The organism is Pseudomonas protegens (assembly GCF_013407925.2).
Lineage (GTDB): Bacteria > Pseudomonadota > Gammaproteobacteria > Pseudomonadales > Pseudomonadaceae > Aquipseudomonas > Aquipseudomonas fluorescens_AP.
The window spans coordinates 6,685,052-6,704,820 of sequence record NZ_CP060201.1 but is presented as its reverse complement, the minus strand read 5'-3'; the positions used below and the strand labels follow the sequence as shown (position 1 = coordinate 6,704,820).

At 65.1% G+C, this 19,769-nt stretch carries 1 protein-coding gene and 1 pseudogene; both read left to right on the top strand.

Annotation, left to right across the window (positions count from 1 at the left end; genetic code table 11):
* Positions 1–398 precede the first annotated feature (398 nt).
* Positions 399–19,664, top strand: a complete 19,266-nt coding sequence (locus GGI48_RS30590) for a non-ribosomal peptide synthase/polyketide synthase (protein WP_179601730.1) — start codon at positions 399–401, stop codon at positions 19,662–19,664.
* Positions 19,661–19,756 (top strand): annotated as a pseudogene (locus tag GGI48_RS31725) (amino acid adenylation); the annotation flags it as partial. The gene GGI48_RS30590 and the pseudogene GGI48_RS31725, both read left to right, overlap by 4 nt.
* Positions 19,757–19,769 lie beyond the last annotated feature (13 nt).

Genomic DNA, 19,769 nt, shown 5'->3' with positions numbered 1-19,769 from the left:
CGTGCTTTTTTTGCATCAAAAAAGCCATATTTATCAATTAAATAGCGGCGATCTTGCAAAATATTTCGATGCCCGACAATTGTCCGGGTTTCGGGTGACATACAGCCAAAAACGCGAATGCTTAAATTTGCCAATGCGCTCATTAGGTCGTGCTGTGGGTGGTTGTTTCGGCCGCGTAAGGCGTTGCTGCTCAGTCCCCCTGATGATGTTTTGAGTTGTCATTTTCAACAGTATTTTTTCGCCTCAACTTCCCTCGCTGCTGCGCTGTGACCCAGGTGGCACTGACAAAATTCTGAGAAGGCTTTTATGAACCGTTTTTCTGCAGTGGCCATGGGCGACCTTGTCGCGAAAAAACTCCTTTCCAACGTCGTTTTTGCCGCTGTTGCGCAGGAGATCGTATGAAGCCTCAAACCTTCCCGCTGACCGCCGCGCAAAAAGCCATTTGGCTCGACCAGATCAGCCAGGGCGATTCGCCGCTGTACAACATCGGCAACTACCTGGAGATCCAGGGGCCGATCGTCCCCGAAGTGATGCAGCGTGCCGTGCAATTGATGGTGGACAAGCACGATGCCCTGCGCCTCACCCTGGTTGAGGAGACGGATGCCGACGGTGTTCCGTTGCAGGCGTTCGTGCCGGCGATCAAGGTCGAGGTGCCATTTCTGGATTTCTCCACACAGGCCGATCCGGTCAGCACGGCCATGGCCTTCGTTGAAGAGCACATGGCGCGCTCATTCCCCATGACCGAGGCGCCGCTGTGCCGGTTTTTCCTGATCAAACTGGCCGACACCCATTACTGGTCGATCAACCAGGCCCACCACATCATCCTCGATGGCTGGGCTTTCGGTGAGATGCTGCAATCGCTTGGCGCGCTGTACAGTGACCTGCTCCAAGCGCGGCAACCGGATATGGACGCCACGTCTTACCTGGACTTCATCCACGACGACCTGCGCTACCGTGAGTCGGCGCGGTATGCCAAGGACCGTGACTACTGGCAGGCGAAATACCAGAGCCTGCCGGAGCCGTTGTTCACCGCGCGTCATCACAACCAATTCGCCAAGGGCAAGGCCCCGGGCCGGCATTACGCACGGCCGTTCCCGGTGGCTTTGCATGAGCGCATGGGGGAGCTGGCCAAAGACCTGCAGGCCTCGACCTACCATGTGCTGCTGGCTGCCATGTATGTCTATTTCACCCGTGTGACGCAGCGCGATGAATGGGTGGTGGGCCTGCCCTTGCTCAACCGCACGGGCAAGTTCAAAGGCACCGTTGGCATGTTTACCCAGGTCAGCGCGGTGCGCTTCAGCCTCGGTCGCGAGCTGACTTTTAGCGAAGTGATCTGTGCGGTGCGCGACGGGCTCAAGCAGGATTACCGGCACCAGCGTTTCCCCTTGAGTGGCTTGAACCTGCGCAACGAAGGCGGGCAGCTGTTCGATGTGACCTTGTCCTACGAACAGGACGATCATCTGTACCAGTTCGCGCAAGGGCTGGGCGACTCGGTCAAGGTCACCAACAGCCACGAGCAGATGCCCCTGGCTTTTCACCTGCGTGCAAGCAACCTGAAAGACAAGGCATGGGCCCATTACGTCTACAACGAAGCGTATTTCAATGCCGAGGAAATCCAATGCCTGGCGGAGCGCTTCACCTACGTGCTGGAGCAAGCGCTGGACAATGCCGCGCTGGCGGTGAATGACTTCTCGCTGACCACCGAGCGCGATCGCGCGCTGTTGCAACACTGGAACGCCGGCTCCAGCAAGCCGGCCAGCGATGCCACCCTGCATGGGTTGTTTGAAGCCCAGGCTGCCTCACGACCCGATGCCACCGCCGTGGTGTTCCACGAGCAGCGCTTGAGCTACGCCGAATTGAACCAGCGCGCGAACCGGGTGGCGCACCGTCTGCTAAGCCTGGGCGTGCGCCCGGATGACCGGGTGGCAATCTGCGTTGAGCGCGGCCTGGAAATGATCGTCGGGCTGCTGGGCATCCTCAAGGCCGGCGCCGGTTATGTACCGATCGACCCGGCGTATCCCCAGGAGCGCATCAGCTACACCTTGCAGGACAGCGCGCCGGTAGCGGTGCTGGTGCAGGCGGCGACCCAGGCGCTGGTGGCCGAACTGGCGGTGCCGGTGATTGATCTGGACGCGCCGAGCCTGCACCAGGAATCGATACGGGACCCGCACGTTGCAGGCCTTAGCGCGACCAGCCTGGCCTATGTGATTTACACCTCGGGCTCCACCGGTCTGCCCAAAGGCGTGATGATCGAACACGCCAACGTCACGCGGCTCTTCACCGCCACCGATGCCTGGTTCGGTTTCAACCCCGAGGACGTGTGGGCCTTGTTCCACTCGTTCGCCTTCGATTTCTCCGTGTGGGAAATCTGGGGTGCGCTGATTCACGGCGGCCAACTGCTGGTGGTGCCGCAAGTCACCAGCCGCTCGCCGGACGAATGCTACGCGCTGCTGTGCAGCGCGGGCGTCACCATCCTCAACCAGACGCCGAGCGCCTTTCGCTCGTTGATCGCCGCTCAAGGCCAGAGTGCGTTGAAGCACTCTCTGCGCCAGGTCATTTTTGGTGGCGAAGCCCTGGAACCGGCGATTCTCAAGCCCTGGTATGCGCGCATGGCCAACAGCGGCACGCAACTGGTGAACATGTACGGCATTACTGAAACCACCGTGCACGTGACCTACCGCGCATTGACAGCGGCGGATGCGCAATTGGTCGGTACCAGCCCGATCGGCGGGCGTATTCCGGACTTGCGCCTGTACGTCCTCGACGCCCAGGGCCGGCCGCTGCCACACGGTGTCGAAGGTGAGCTGTACGTGGGCGGCGCGGGTGTGGCCCGTGGCTACCTGAACCGCCCTGAACTCAACGCCGAGCGCTTTCTGCACGATCCCTTCGACCCCACGCCCGGTGCGCGCATGTACCGCACCGGCGACCTGGGGCGGTGGCAGGCGGACGGCAGCATCGACTACTTGGGGCGTAACGACGACCAGGTCAAGATCCGCGGTTTCCGTATTGAACTGGGTGAAATCGAAGCCCGTCTCGCGGCCTGCGACGGCGTGCGTGAAGCGGTGGTGGTGGTGCGTGAAGACGAGCCGGGAGATAAACGCCTGGTGGCCTATCTGATTGCCACCGAAGGTGCCCAGCCTTCCGCCGCCGCGTTGCGCACGCAGTTGTTGCTGTCTCTGGCCGATTACATGGTGCCCAACGCCTTCGTAACGCTGGACAGCTTGCCGCTGACCACCAACGGCAAGCTGGATCGCAAGGCGTTGCCGGTGCCGGATGCCGAAGCGTTCGCGCGGCGTGAATATCAGGCGCCACAGGGGGCGCTGGAAACCACCCTGGCGGGGCTTTGGAGCGAGTTGCTCGGCGTCGAGCAGGTTGGCCGCCACGACCAGTTCTTCGAGCTGGGCGGCCACTCGCTGCTGGCGGTGAAGCTGATCGAGCGCATGCGCCAGGTCGGCCTTAACGCCGATGTGGGCGTGCTGTTCGGTCAGCCGACCCTGGTCGCACTGGCGGCCGCCGCCGGCAACCGGCACCAGGTGCAGGTACCCGTCAATGCCATCGCCAGCGATTGCCAACGCATCACCCCGGACATGCTGCCGCTGGTCCGACTGCCCCAGGCTCAAATCGACAGCCTGGTCGCCAGCATCCCCGGCGGTGTGGCCAACGTGCAGGATATCTACGCCCTGGTGCCGTTGCAGGAAGGCATTCTGTTCCACCACCAGACCAGCACCGAGGGCGACCCCTATCTGCTGCAAGCGCTGCTGCGCATGGAGAGCCGCGAACGCCTGGTGGATTTCGTCGAAGCCCTGCAACAGGTGATCGCCCGTCACGACATATTGCGCACGTCGGTCGCCTGGCAAGGCCTGGACGAGCCGGTGCAAGTGGTCTGGCGTGAAGCCCGCCTGCCGGTGCAGGAGGTGCAACTGGCGCCTTCGGCCGAAGATCTGGCCACACAGCTCATGCAACGCTTCAACCCCCGTCACACCCGCATGGACCTGACCCGCGCGCCAATGATGGCGTTGCATTTCGCCCAGGAACCGGGCGCCGAGGGCTGTGTGGCGGTGCTGCAGTTCCACCACCTGATCGACGATGCCACCTCGCTGGCGCTGCTCGGCGCGGAAATCGAAGCCTGCCTGCAGGGGCGTGCCGACCAGTTGGCGCCTTCGGTGCCTTACCGTAATTATGTGGCGCAGACCCGGCTGGGCATCAGCCAGGCCGCCCATGAAGCGTTTTTCCGCGAGATGCTCGGCGATGTCGATGAACCGAGCCTGCCGTTCGGGCTTCAGGACGTCCAGGGCGATGGTCAGGGTATCCAGCAGGCCAACTTGCCGGTGGCCGCGCAACTGGGCCAGCGCTTGCGCGCCCAGGCACGGCGCCTGGGGGTCAGCAACGCCAGCCTGCATCATTTGGCCTGGGGCCAGGTGGTGGGGCACTTGTCCGGGCGCCGCGACGTGGTGTTCGGCACGGTACTGATGGGCCGCTTGAGCAGTGGCGAAGACGCCGACCGCGCCTTTGGCATGTTCATCAACACCTTGCCGTTGCGCGTCGAGGCGGGCGCTCAGGGCGTGGAAGATGCGCTGAAAACCACCCACGCGCGGCTGGCCGCCTTGCTCGGCCACGAACACGCGCCCTTGTCCCTGGCCCAGCGTTGCAGCGGTGTGGCCGCGCCGACACCGTTGTTCAGCGCCTTGCTCAACTACCGGCACGGGGCAGTCGGCGCGCAGTCGGCCGAAGACGCGGGCAAAGCCCTGAAGTGGGCGGGCGTGGAAATGCTCGGCGGTGAAGAACGCACCAACTTCCCGCTGATGCTGTCGGTGGACGACCTCGGCGACGCCTTTGGCCTGAGCGTGCAGGCGGTGGCGGGTGTCGACCCGCAGCGCGTGTGCGGTTACATGCACCGCGTGCTGGAAGCCATTGCCGACGCGCTGGAGCACCAGCCGGAGCAAACCCTGCAAAGCCTGGCGTTGTTGCCCGATGCCGAACGGCAGCACCTGCTGGGCGACTTCAACGCCTTCGATGTCCAGTATCCGGCCACGGCCACCGTGCATGCATTGTTCGAGGCCCAGGTGCTGCGCCAGCCTGACGCCACTGCGGTGACCTACGCAGGGCAAGCCTTGAGCTACGGCCAATTGAATACCCTGGCCAACCGCATTGCCCATCGCCTGGTGGCTGATGGCATCGGCGTGAATGATCGTGTGGCGATCTGCGCCGAACGCAGCCTGGAAATGGTCGCCGGGTTGCTGGCGATTCTCAAGGCGGGCGCGGGCTACGTACCGCTGGATCCGGCCTATCCGGACGAACGCCTGGCCTACATGCTCCACGACAGCGCGCCCAAGGCACTCTTGACCCAGCAATCGTTGCTGCAGCGTTTCGGCGCGGCGGGTGTGCCGACCTTGTGTCTGGACCACCCGGCCGGCATCGCCGCACAACCTGCGCACAACCCGCAGGTGCAAGGCCTGCAGGCTGAGGCCCTGGCGTATGTGATCTACACCTCTGGCTCCACCGGTCAGCCCAAGGGCGTGGCCATGCCCCATGGGCCGCTGGTCAACCTCATGCAGTGGCAGATCGCGCAGACCGTGGCCGATGGCCGCGAGGCTCAGCGCACGTTGCAGTTTGCAGCACTGGGTTTTGACGTGGCGTTCCAGGAAGTCTTCAGCACCCTATGTGCCGGGGGTGAACTGTCGCTGATCCATGGTGATGTACGGCTTAACTTCCGCCAGTTGTTCCGTCATATCTGCGAACAGCGCATCCAGCGCTTGTACCTGCCGTGCATCGCCTTGCAGGCGCTGGCAGAAGCGGTGGCCGATGAGCCGGAACTGGGCGCCCTGGCATGTGCACTGAGCGATGTCATCACCGCGGGTGAGCAGCTGCGCATCAGCGCGCAGATGCGTGCGTTGTTCCAGCGCCTGCCGGGTTGCCGTCTGCACAACCACTATGGTCCGACCGAATCCCACGTGACCACGGCCCTGACCCTGGACGGCGATGCCGCCTCATGGCCAGTGCTGCCGTCCATTGGTGTGCCGGTGGCCAACACCCGCATTTACCTGTTGGATGAACAGCTGCAGCCTGTACCCCTGGGCGTGGCCGGCGAAATCTACATCGGCGGCGCCTGCGTGGCGCGCGGCTATCTGCACCGTGATGACCTCACGGCCGAGCGCTTCCTGGCCGACCCATTCGAGGCAGGCGGCCGCCTGTACAAAACCGGTGACCTGGGACGCTACCAGCCCAAGGGCGAGATTGATTACCTGGGCCGCAACGATGGCCAGATCAAGATCCGCGGCTTCCGCGTGGAGCTGGGCGAAATTGAAGCGCGCCTGACCCAGTACGCCGGCATTCGCGATGCCGCGGTGCTGGTGCGTGAGGACAGCCCGGGCGACAAGCGCCTGGTTGCCTACTTTACCGCCGAGGCCGAACGCGCATTGCCGGGCATTGATGAGCTGCGTGCGCACCTGCAGGCACTGCTGCCCGACTATATGATCCCGGCCGCCTACGTGCAGATGGAGCGCTTGCCGCTGTCGCCCAACGGCAAGCTGGACCGTCGCGCGTTGCCGGCGCCGCAGGCCGAGGCGTTTGCCAGCCGTGAATACGCGCCCCCTCAGGGCTCCACTGAAACGGCCCTGGCCGATCTCTGGGCCCAGGTGCTGGGCGTCGCCCGTGTGGGCCGCCATGACAACTTCTTCGAGCTCGGTGGTCACTCCTTGCTGGCGGTCAAGCTGATCGAACGCATGCGCCAGTTGGGCATGAGCGCCGACGTGCGCGTGCTGTTCGGCCAGCCGACCCTGGCAGCGCTGGCGGCGGCGGTGGGCGGCGGCAGTGAAATCCAGGTGCCGGCCAACCGCATTCCGGCGGACTGCACCCAGCTGCGCGCCGACATGCTGACGCTGATCGATCTGAGCCAGGACGAGCTCGACCGAATTGTCGCGCGGGTGCCCGGTGGCGCGCGCAACGTGCAAGACATCTACCCGCTGGCGCCCTTGCAGCAGGGCATTCTCTACCACCACATCACCGCCGAGCAGGGCGACCCGTACTTGCTGCAAGCCACATTTACCCTGGCCAGTCGCGAGCAACTCGACACCTTTGCCCAGGCCCTGCAAGCGGTTGTCGCACGTCACGACATCACCCGTACTGCCTTGTTGTGGGAGGGCCTGGAACGCCCTGTGCAAGTGGTGCTGCGCCAGGCCGAACTGATGGTCGAGGAACTGCATTTCGATAGCGCCCAAGGCAGTGTGCTGGAGCAGTTGCGCGGGCATTTCGACCCGCGCCTGACGCGTCTTGACCTGAGCCGCGCACCGCTGATGCATCTGGCCTTCGCCCATGATCAAGCCAATCAGCGCTGGCTGGCGCTGTTGTTGTTCCATCACATCGCCATGGACCACACGGCCCTGGATGTCATCAGCGAAGAAGTTCAGGCTTGGCGCAACGGCGACTTTGCGCAGCTGGGCGCAGCCATGCCGTACCGCAACTATGTGGCCCAGGCCCTGCTGGGCGTCAGCCAGGCGCAGCATGAAGGGTTCTTCCGCGAGATGCTGGGCGATGTTGACGAGCCAACGTTGCCGTTCGGTTTGCAAGAAGTGCAGGGCGATGGCCTGGGCGTCAAGGAAGCACGCCTGAACCTGGACCCGGACCTGTGCCGCCGCCTGCGGGCCCAGGCCCGTCACCTCGGCGTCAGCGCCGCCAGCCTGCACCACCTGGCCTGGGCCCGCGTGCTGGCCAGCGTCAGCGGACGGGACGACGTGGTATTCGGCACGGTGCTGCTGGGCCGCATGCAGAGCGGCGATGGCGCCGACCGCGCCCTGGGCCTGTTCATCAATACCTTGCCACTGCGCGTGGATGCCGGCGTAGCCGGTGTGCGTGAGGCGGTGCGCGCCACCCATGGGCGGCTGAGCGCCTTGCTCGGTCACGAGCATGCGCCGCTGGTGGTGGCGCAACGTTGCAGCGGCGTACCGGCGACGTCGCCGCTGTTCAGTTCGATCCTCAATTATCGCCATAGCCCGTTGCTGGAAAGCCAAGGACCGCAGTACTGGGCCGGCACCGAAGTGTTCGAAGTGCGGGAACGCACCAACTACCCGTGCATGCTCTCGGTGGATGACCAGGGCGAAGGCTTCCAGCTGGGCGTACAGGCCACGGGCGTGGACGCTGCCCGTGTGGCGGCCTACATGCAGACCGCCTTGCACAGCCTGGTCGAAGCACTGGAACACGCACCGAACACCGCCGTGCAGCAACTGCCGGTATTGCCGGCTGCCGAGCGCGAAACCCTGCTGGTGGAGTTCAACGCCACCGCCCGCGATTACCCGCTGCAACAGACCTTGCACGGCCTGTTCGAAGCCCAGGTTGAACGCACCCCCGACGCGGTTGCGGTGTGGGCCGACGGCCAGCGCCTGAGCTACCGCGAGTTGAACGCCCAGGCCAACCGCCTGGCCCATCACCTGCGGGCGCACGGCGTGCAGCCGGATTCGCCGGTGGCGATCTGTGTCGAGCGCAGCGCCGAGATGGTGGTCGGCCTGCTGGCGATCCTCAAGGCTGGCGGCGCCTATGTGCCGCTGGACCCGGCCTATCCGCAGGAGCGCCTGGCCTACATGCTCGAAGACAGCGCCCCGGCTGTGCTGCTGGTGCAAACCGCCACCCGTGGCTTGCTGGGTGACATCGCGGTGCCGGTGGTGGATCTCGATCACGCCGGCTGGCAGCACCTGCCGTCAAGCAACCCGTCGGTGGCCGCGTTGCCCCCGCAGCACTCGGCTTATGTGATCTACACCTCCGGTTCCACCGGCCAGCCCAAGGGCGTGATCAACGAACACCGCGCGGTGGTCAACCGCCTGCTGTGGATGCAGGAGGAATACGGCCTCGGTGCCGACGACAGCGTGCTGCAGAAAACCCCGTTCAGTTTCGACGTGTCGGTGTGGGAGTTCTTCTGGCCGCTGTTCACCGGCGCGCGCCTGGTCATGGCGCGCCCTGGCGGGCACAAAGACCCGCAATACCTGTGCGACATCATCGAGGCCGAGCAGGTCACCACCTTGCACTTTGTGCCGTCGATGCTTGACGTGTTCCTGGCCCATGGCGATGTCAGCCAGGCGGCCGGGCTGGTGCGGGTGATGTGCAGCGGCGAGGCGCTGCCGGGCAGCGTGGTGCGCCGCTTCAAGCAGCAACTGCCGGGCAGCCAGCTGTTCAACCTGTATGGCCCGACCGAAGCGGCGGTGGACGTCACGGCCTGGGACTGCAGCGGTGCGCAGACCCCGGACAACACGCCGATCGGCAAGGCCATCGCCAACACCCGCATGTACGTGCTCGACGCGCACTTGCAGCCGGTGCCGCTGGGTGTCAGCGGCGAGCTGTACATCGGTGGCGTGCAGGTCGCCCGTGGCTACCTGAACCGCCCGGAGCTGACCGCCGAGCGTTTCTTCAAAGACCCGTTCAGCGAAGGCCGGCTGTACCGCACCGGTGACGTCGGGCGTTTCCTGGCGGACGGCAACATCGAGTACCTGGGGCGTAACGACGATCAAGTCAAGATCCGTGGCTTGCGGATCGAACTGGGGGAAATCCAGGCGCGCCTGGGCGAATTCCCGCAGATCCTGGAGGCCACGGTGCTGGCCCGCGAGGACGTGCCGGGCGACAAACGCCTGGTGGCGTACTACACCGGCGTGCCGGCGGCCACCGACGAGCTGCGCGCCCATATGCTGGAGCAACTGCCGGAGTTCATGGTGCCGCAGCTGTTTGTGCACCTGGACGCGTTCCCGCTGAGCCCCAACGGCAAGCTGGACCGCAAGGCGCTGCCGGCCCCGGACATGGCCGCGCTGCGCAGCCGTGAATACGAAGCGCCGCAGGGTGACACGGAAATCGCCCTGGCCCGGCTCTGGGCCGAGCTGCTGAACGTGGAGCGGGTAGGGCGCCACGACAACTTCTTTGAACTGGGCGGCCACTCACTGCTGGCTGTCAGCCTGATCGGGCGCATGCGCCAGAAGGACCTGAATACCGACGTGCGGGCTTTGTTCGGCCAGCCGACGCTGGCTGCGCTCGCAGCCTCCTTGGGCACTGCGCGAAGCAACGTGGTGGTGCCGGCGAACCGCATCGGCGTCGATTGCCAACGCATTACCCCCGACCTGGTGCCGCTGGTGGCGCTCGACCAACCCACCCTTGACCGCATCGTCGAGCAGGTGCCGGGTGGCGTGGTCAATGTGCAAGATATTTACCCGCTGGCCCCATTGCAGGCGGGCATCCTGTTCCATCACTTGCAGTCTGCCGAAGGTGATCCTTACGTGCTCCAGGCGATGATTGGCCTGAGCAGCCGCGAACGCCTGGAGGCCTTCAGCCAGGGCTTGCAACGGGTGATCGAGCGCCACGATGCCTTGCGCACCGCGGTGCTTTGGGACGGTTTCGCCGAGCCGCTGCAAGTGGTGCTGCGCGAAGCCCGATTGGTGGTGGAAACCTTGACGCTGGACACGGCGCAGGGGGCCATCGAGGACCAGTTGCGGGCGCGTTTCGACACCCGTCATCACCGCCTCAACCTCAGTGAGGCGCCGCTGATCCGCATCGCTTGCGCTGCCGACCCGCAGAACGAGCGCTGGCTGGCGGTGCTGATGTTCCACCACATGATCATGGACCACACGGCACTGGAACTGCTGCGCCAGGAAGTGCAAGGGTACCTGCAAGGGCAGGCCGCGCCGCTGGCCGCTGCACAGCCTTATCGCAACTACGTGGCCCGGGCCCGCCTGGGCGTCAGCGAGGCGGAGCATGAGGCATTCTTCCGCGACCTGCTGGGCGATATCAGCGAGCCGACGCTGCCGTTCGGCGTTCGCGACGTGCAGGGTAATGGCAGCCAACTGCGCGAATCGGCCTTGGCGCTTGATGCCGAGCTGAGCCAGCGTCTGCGCCGCCAAGCCCGCCAATTGGGGGTAAGTGCCGCCAGCCTGTTCCACCTGGCGTGGGCACGGGTACTGGGCGCGGTGTGCAGCAGCGACAACGCCGTGTTCGGTACGGTATTGCTCGGTCGTCTGCAGGGGGGCGAGGGGGCTGAACAGGCGCTGGGCCTGTTTATCAATACCTTGCCTCTGCGCGTCGACGTCGGCTCCGCGGGCGTGCGCGCTGCGGCGCAGGCAACCCATGGCCGTCTCACCGCGCTGTTGAGCCATGAACATGCGCCACTGGCACTGGCCCAGCGTTGCAGCGGGGTGGCGGCGCCACAGCCGCTGTTCAGCGCACTGCTCAACTACCGACACAGCGCCATTGCCGCGGTGCAACAGGATGAGCAGGCGTGGCAGGGCATCGAGTTCTTCGCCGCCCAGGAGCGTACCAACTACCCGCTGACCCTCAGCGTGGACGACCTGGGTGATGACTTCCGCCTGGTCGCCCTGGCCGTGGACGAGATCGGTGCCGAGCGTATTTGCGACTTTATGCACACGGCCCTGGCGAACCTGGTGGCAGCGCTGGAACACACGCCTCAGGTGGCGGTGAATCAGCTGTCGATCCTCTCGCCCCGCGAGCGCCAGCGGGTGCTGCTGGAGCTGAACGCCAGCGCCAGGGAATACCCGCTTGGCCAGACCATTCACGCGCTGTTTGAAGCCCGCGCCGTGCAGCAGCCAGAGGCCATTGCCGTGCGCCAGGGCGATGAGCAACTGACGTACCGTCAGCTCGACCGACGTGCCAACCAGTTGGCGCACGGCCTGCTCGAACACGGCGTGAGCCCGGACGATCGGGTCGCAATCTGCGCCCGTCGCAGCCTGGAAACCCTGGTGGGTCTGCTGGCGATCCTCAAGGCCGGCGCGGCTTATGTGCCTATCGACCCGGCCCACCCGCAGGAACGCATCAGTTACCTGTTGCAGGACAGTGCCCCGAAAGTGGTTCTGGCCCAGTCGGGCACCCGCGACTTGTTGGGCGACAGCGACCGGCCGGTGATCGCGCTGGACGGCGAACAATGGCACCAGCAACCGACCGACAACCCGAGCGTGGCCGGTTTGACCCCGAGGAACCTGGCTTATGTAATCTACACCTCCGGCTCCACCGGTTTGCCCAAGGGCGTGATGGTTGAACATCGCACCCTGGAAAACCTGGTGAACTGGCACTGCGAGGCGTTCGACCTGCACGCCGGCAGCCATACCTCCAGCGTCGCCGGTTTCGGCTTTGATGCGATGGCCTGGGAAATCTGGCCGGCCCTGTGCGTGGGCGCCACCCTGCACCTGCCACCGGCACAGCAGGCCCACGAGGACATTGATGCATTGCTCTCATGGTGGGCCGCGCAGCCGCTGGACGTCAGTTTCCTGCCGACGCCGGTGGCTGAATACGCGTTCAGCCAGCACCTTGAACACCCGACCCTGAAAACCCTGCTGATCGGTGGTGATCGTCTGCGTCACTTCAGCACGCCGCAGGGTTTTACCCTGGTCAACAACTATGGCCCCACCGAAGCCACGGTCGTGGCGACTTCCGGGCGGATAGACGCGGGCCGGGCACTGCATATCGGCCGGCCGATCGCCAACACTCAGGTGTACGTGCTCGACGCACAACTCCAGCCGGTGCCGCTGGGCGTCGCCGGTGAACTCTATGTGGGCGGTGCCGGGGTGGCGCGCGGTTACCTCAACCGACCCCAGATGACCGCCGAGCGTTTTATCCAGGACCCCTTCAGCGCCGACCCGCAGGCGCGCCTGTATCGCACCGGTGACCTGGCCCGCTGGCTGGAAGACGGCACGCTCGACTACCTGGGGCGCAACGATGACCAGGTGAAAATTCGCGGTGTGCGCATCGAGCTGGGCGAGATCGAAACCTGCCTGGGCGAGCACCCGGATGTGCGCGAAGGCGTGGTTCTGGCCCGGGATGGCCGCCTCGTGGCGTACTTCACCGAGTACCGGGCGCTCGACCTCGACAGCCTGCGCGACTGGCTGCAAGCCCGGTTGCCGGACGCCATGGTCCCGGCCGCCTATGTGCGGCTCGACAACCTGCCGTTGACGGCCAACGGCAAGCTCGACCGCAAGGCCTTGCCCGAGCCGGATCAATCGGCCGTGCCAAGCCAGGCGTATCAGGCGCCCGAAGGCGAGGTGGAAGTCGCCCTGGCTGCGCTGTGGGCCGAGGTGCTCAAGGTCGAGCGCGTGGGTCGCCATGACAACTTCTTTGAGCTGGGCGGGCACTCCCTGCTGGCCGTCAACCTGATCGGGCGCATGCGCCAGGCCGGGTTGCAAGCCGATGTGCGCAGCCTGTTCAGCCAACCGACACTGGCGGGCCTGGCGAAGGTACTGGGCAGCGCCACTGAAGTACAGGTACCGGCCAACCTGATCAGTGCTGACTGCACCCGGATCACCCCCGCTCATTTGCCGTTGGCGAACCTGGATCAGGCGAGCATCAACCGTATTGTCGCCAGCGTGCCGGGGGGCACGGCGAACGTGCAGGATATCTATGCGCTGGCGCCGTTGCAGGAAGGCATTCTTTATCACCACCTGAGTGCCGGGCAAGGCGACCCCTACCTATTGCAGGCGCGTTTCAGCTTTGCCGACAAAGGCCGTCTGGACGCCTTCGCCCAAGCGTTGCAGGCGGTGGTGGACCGTCACGATATCCTGCGCACCAGCATCGTCTGGGAAGGTCTGGACACGCCGATGCAAGTGGTGTGGCGCAGCGCCAGACTGGCGGTGCGGGCCATTGCCCTGAATGTGGCCGACGGCGATGTGCTGAGCCAGTTGCACGAGCGCTTTGATGCCCGGCGCATGCGTCTGGATGTCAGCCAGGCGCCCCTGATGCAACTGGTTTACGCCGAAGACCCGGCGAACCAGCGGATCGCAGCGATCTTGCTGTTCCATCACCTGGCCCTGGACCACACGGCCATGGACGTGGTGCGCCACGAGGTGCAGGCGAGCCTCTCGGGCAGCCGGCAACCCCTCGGCGAGCCGGTGCCCTATCGCAACTATGTGGCTCAGGCGCGACTGGGCGTCAGCGAGCAGGCCCATGAAGAGTTCTTCCGCGCACAACTTGCCGATATCGACGCACCGACCTTGCCGTTCGGCCTGCAAGACGTACAGAGCGACGCCGACGGCATCGAAGAACGCTCGCTGGCGGTAGACGCCGCATTGGCCCTGCGCCTGCGGGCGCAGTCACGGCAACTGGGTGTCAGCGCCGCGAGCCTGTTCCATCTGGCGTGGGCGCAAGTGCTGGCGGCCGCCTCGGGCCAGGACTCGGTGGTCTTCGGCACCGTGCTGATGGGCCGCATGCAAGGCGGCGCGGGCAGCGAGCGTGCCCTGGGCATGTTCATCAACACCTTGCCGCTGCGTATCGACCTTGCCGGGCAAGGTGCGCGCGCCAGTGTGCGAGCCACTCACTCACGCTTGACCGCGTTGCTGGGGCATGAACACGCCTCACTGGCGCTGGCCCAGCGTTGCAGCGGGGTAGCGGCGCCGGCGCCGTTGTTCAGTGCGCTGCTCAACTACCGGCACAGCCAGCCCACCGGCAGCGAAAGCCTGGAAGGCTGGCACGGTATCGAAGTGCTCGGCGGCGAGGAGCGCACCAACTATCCGCTGGCATTGAACGTTGATGAGTTGGGCGATGCTTTCAGCCTCAACGTGCTGACGCCGACGTCTGTGGGCGCGCAGCGTGTTTGCCGGTTCATGCACAACGCGCTGGAGCAACTGGTGCTGACGCTGGAGCAGGCCCCGGATGCGCCGCTCGACGGTTTGAGCATCCTGCCGACGGCAGAGCGTGATCAGGTGTTGCTGGCATTCAATGCCACCGCGACGGATTTCCCGTCGACGCAGACCGTGCATGGCGTGTTTGAAGCGCAAGTGGTTGCGCGTGCGCACGCCGTGGCGGCGGTGCAGGGCACTGCCGCACTGAGCTACGCGCAACTGAACGCGCGGGCCAACAAACTGGCCCACCACTTGCTGAGCCTCGGCGCCGCGCCGGGTGAGCGGGTGGCAATTCTGCTGGAGCGTTCCCTGGATTTGCTGGTGGCGCAGTTGGCGATCAGCAAGTGCGCGGCGGTGTATGTGCCGCTAGATGTGAACGCCCCGGCAGATCGGCAAGCCTTCATGATTGAAGACAGTGGCGCGCGCTGGGTGTTGACCACTAGCGCAACCGAGGTGGCTGGGCATCGCCTTGACCTGGATACCCTTGATCTTGGCAATCAGCCGGAACACAACCCGGCCTTGGAGCAGTCGTCGGAAACCGCGGCTTACATCATGTACACCTCCGGTTCCACCGGCACGCCGAAGGGCGTGCTGGTGCCGCACCGGGCGATTACGCGGCTGGTGATCAACAACGGTTATGCCGAGTTCAACCAGCATGACCGCGTGGCCTTTGCCTCCAACCCGGCATTTGATGCCAGTACCCTCGACGTATGGGCGCCGTTGCTCAACGGTGGCGCAGTGGTGGTGGTTGATCAGGACACGCTGTTGTCCCGCGAGGCTTTCGCCACCTTGCTGCAAGAGCAGTCGATCAGCGTGTTGTGGATGACCGCCGGGCTGTTCCATCAGTACGCCGAGGGTCTGTTGCCGGTATTCCCGCAACTGCGCTACCTGATTGTCGGCGGCGATGTGCTGGACCCAAGCGTGATTGCCCGCGTACTCAAGGATGGCGCGCCGCAGCACCTGTTGAATGGTTACGGCCCCACCGAAGCCACCACTTTCTCGACCACCTATGAAATTCAGCGCGTGGACGAGGGCAGCATTCCCATCGGCAAGCCGGTCGGCAACAGCCGCGCCTACGTGCTCAATGCCCGTCAGCAACCGGTGCCGGTGGGTGTTGCCGGCGAGCTGTACATCGGCGGCCAGGGCGTGGCGCTGGGTTATCTGAACCGTGCCGACCTCACGGCTCATGCCTTCCTGGTCGACCCGTTCAACGACGGTGGTTTGATGTACCGCACCGGCGATCTGGTGGCCTGGCGCGCCGACGGCACCCTGCAGTACCTGGGGCGTAACGACCAGCAGGTGAAGATCCGTGGTTTCCGTATCGAGCTGGGAGAAATCGAAGCGCGCCTGAGCGAGCACCCGCAGGTCAAGGACGTGGTGGTACTGGCTCGTCAGGATGAACCGGGGAACAAGCGTCTGGTGGCCTACTTCACTGAACGCAGCCGAGTGGAAATCGAAGTGCTGCGCGACTATCTGCATGCCCAATTGCCGGACTACATGGTCCCGGCCGCCTATGTGCGTCTGGACAGCCTACCGCTGACCAACAACGGCAAAGTCGACCGCAAAGCCCTGCCAGCGCCGGATCAGGACGCGCTGCTCAGCCGTGGTTATGAAGCACCGCAGGGCGAGATCGAAACCCTGCTGGCACAGATCTGGGCCGAGGTGCTCAAGGTCGAGCAAGTGGGGCGCCACGACAACTTCTTCGAACTGGGTGGCCATTCGTTGCTGGCGGTGAGCCTGATCGAGCGCATGCGCCAGGCCAATCTGAGCGCCGATGTGCGGGTGTTGTTCAGCCAGCCGACGCTCACCGCCCTGGCGGCTGCGGTCGGCAGCGGACGCGAGGTGGCCGTGCCGGCCAACCTGATTACCCCGGACTGCACCCGCATCACCCCGCAGTTGTTGCCGTTGATCAACCTTGATCAGCCGAGCATCGACCGCATCGTCGCCCACGTGCCGGGCGGGGTGGCCAACGTACAGGATATCTACGCGCTGGCGCCCTTGCAGGAGGGCATTCTCTACCACCACATCACCGCCGAGCAGGGCGACCCGTACCTGCTGCAATCGCAAATGGCATTTGACAGCGTCGAACGTCTGCAGCGTTTTGCCCAGGCCTTGCAGGGCGTGATCGACCGGCACGACATTCTGCGCACCGCGATTGCCTGGGAAGACCTCGGCACCCCGGCGCAAGTGGTGTGGCGCAAGGCCCGCTTGCCGACGCAAGAGGTGATCCTCGACCCGGCCGAGGGCGATGTGCTGAGCCAACTGCACGCGCGCTTTGATGCCCGTCATTACCGCGTCGATGTCAGCCAGGCGCCGTTACTGCGCCTGGCCTATGCCCAGGACGAGCGCAACCGGCGCACGGTGGCGGTGCTGTTGTTCCACCACATGGCGCTGGATCACACGGCGCTGGACGTGGTCAGCCGCGAAATCGCTGCCAGCCTGGCCGGATCGACCGCCGCACCGGCACCTGCCATGCCGTACCGCAACTATGTGGCCCAGGTGCGCCTGGGCACGGACGAGCAGGAGCACGAGGCGTTCTTCCGCCAGATGCTCGGCGATATCGACGAGCCGACCCTGCCGTTCGGCCTGCAGGACGTGCAAGGCGACGGTCATGCCGTCAGGGAAGCCGGGCAAGACGTGCCCGCTGACCTGAACCTGCGCCTGCGCGCCGCCGCACGGACGCTGGGAGTCAGCGTCGCCAGCCTGTTCCACCTGGCTTATGCACGGGTCTTGAGCGCTGCGTCGGGCAAACCGGACGTTGTGTTCGGCACCGTGCTGATGGGGCGCATGCAAGGTGGCGACGGCGCCGACCGGGCGTTGGGCATGTTCATCAACACCTTGCCGCTGCGGGTGAGCCTCGATCACCAGGACGTGCGTGCCGGGGTGCGTTCCACTCACGCCCGCTTGTCGGCGCTGCTGGGGCACGAGCACGCCTCGCTGGCACTGGCGCAGCGTTGCAGCGGCGTGGTTGCGCCTTCACCGTTGTTCAGTGCGATGCTCAACTACCGCCACAGCGCCAGCGATGGCGTCATGCACGAAACCCGTGACGCCTGGGTGGGGATCGAAACCCTGGCCGGGGAAGAGCGCACCAACTATCCGTTGGCGGTCAACGTGGATGACCGCGGCGATGGTTTCCACCTCAGCGCCCAGGTCATCGGTGTCGATGCCGAGCGGGTCGTGGGTTACCTGCAGACCGCCTTGCACAGCCTGGTCGAAGCGCTGGAAAGCGCACCGAACACCGCCGTGCAGCAGCTGCCGGTATTGCCGGCTGCCGAGCGCGAAACCCTGCTGGTGGAGTTCAACGCCACCGCCCGCGATTACCCGCTGCAACAGACCTTGCACGGCCTGTTCGAAGCCCAGGTTGAACGCACCCCCGACGCGGTTGCCGTGTGGGCCGACGGCCAGCACCTGAGCTACCGCGAGTTAAACGCCCAGGCCAACCGTCTGGCCCATCACCTGCGGGCGCACGGCGTGCAGCCGGATTCACCGGTGGCGATCTGTGTCGAGCGCAGCGCCGAGATGGTGGTCGGCCTGCTGGCGATCCTCAAGGCCGGCGGCGCCTATGTGCCGCTGGACCCGGCCTATCCGCAGGAGCGCCTGGCCTACATGCTCGAAGACAGCGCCCCGGCTGTACTGCTGGTGCAAACCGCCACCCGCGGCTTGCTGGGTGACATCGCGGTGCCGGTGGTGGATCTCGATCACGCCGACTGGCAGCACCTGCCATCAAGCAACCCGTCGCTTGCTGCGTTGACCCCGGAGCACTCCGCTTATGTGATCTACACCTCCGGTTCCACCGGCCAGCCCAAGGGCGTGATCAACGAACACCGCGCGGTGGTCAACCGCCTGCTGTGGATGCAGGAGGAATACGGCCTAGGTACCGACGACAGCGTGCTGCAGAAAACCCCGTTCAGTTTCGACGTGTCGGTGTGGGAGTTCTTCTGGCCGCTGTTCACCGGCGCGCGCCTGGTCATGGCGCGCCCGGGCGGGCACAAAGACCCGCAATACCTGTGCGACATCATCGAGGCCGAGCAGGTCACCACCTTGCACTTTGTGCCGTCGATGCTTGACGTGTTCCTGGCCCATGGCGATGTCAGCCAGGCGGCCGGGCTGGTGCGGGTGATGTGCAGCGGCGAGGCGCTGCCGGGCAGCGTGGTGCGCCGCTTCAAGCAGCAACTGCCGGGCAGCCAGCTGTTCAACCTGTATGGCCCGACCGAAGCGGCGGTGGACGTCACGGCCTGGGACTGCAGCGGTGCGCAGACCCCGGACAACACGCCGATCGGCAAGGCCATCGCCAACACCCGCATGTACGTGCTCGACGCGCACTTGCAGCCGGTGCCGCTGGGCGTCAGCGGCGAGCTGTACATCGGTGGCGTGCAGGTCGCCCGTGGCTACCTGAATCGCCCGGAGCTGACCGCCGAGCGCTTCCTCAAAGACCCGTTCAGCGAAGGCCGGCTGTACCGCACCGGTGACGTCGGGCGTTTCCTGGCGGACGGCAACATCGAGTACCTGGGGCGTAACGACGATCAAGTCAAGATCCGTGGCTTGCGGATCGAGCTGGGGGAAATCCAGGCGCGCCTGGGCGAGTTCCCGCAGATTCTGGAAGCCACGGTGCTGGCCCGCGAGGACGTGCCGGGCGACAAACGCCTGGTGGCGTACTACACCGGCGTGCCGGCGGCCACCGACGAGCTGCGCGCCCATCTGCTGGAGCAACTGCCGGAGTTCATGGTGCCGCAGGTGTTCGTGCACCTGGAGGCGTTCCCGCTGAGCCCCAACGGCAAGCTGGACCGCAAGGCGCTGCCGGCCCCGGACATGGCCGCGCTGCGCAGCCGTGAATACGAAGCGCCGCAGGGTGACACGGAAATCGCCCTGGCCCGGCTCTGGGCCGAGCTGCTGAACGTGGAGCGGGTAGGGCGCCACGATAACTTCTTTGAACTGGGCGGCCATTCACTGCTGGCCGTCAGTCTGATCGGGCGGTTACGCCAGGATGGCATCGATGCGAACGTCAAGGCGCTGTTCGAGCAACCCACGCTCTGGGAATACGCCGAAATTACCGAAAGAATGGAGATGGTCCTGTGAGTGTTCTCGAACTGTTGGCGACATTAAAAGAAAAAGATGTCCAGCTCTCCGTCAAGGGTGACCAACTCGTCGTACAAGGCAACAAGCAGGCGTTGAAGGAACCGA

Bases quoted from the DNA above. Each gene is read 5' to 3' on its own strand.
- GGI48_RS30590 (WP_179601730.1), top strand. From the start codon at position 399: ATGAAGCCTCAAACCTTCCCGCTGACCGCCGCGCAAAAAGCCATTTGG.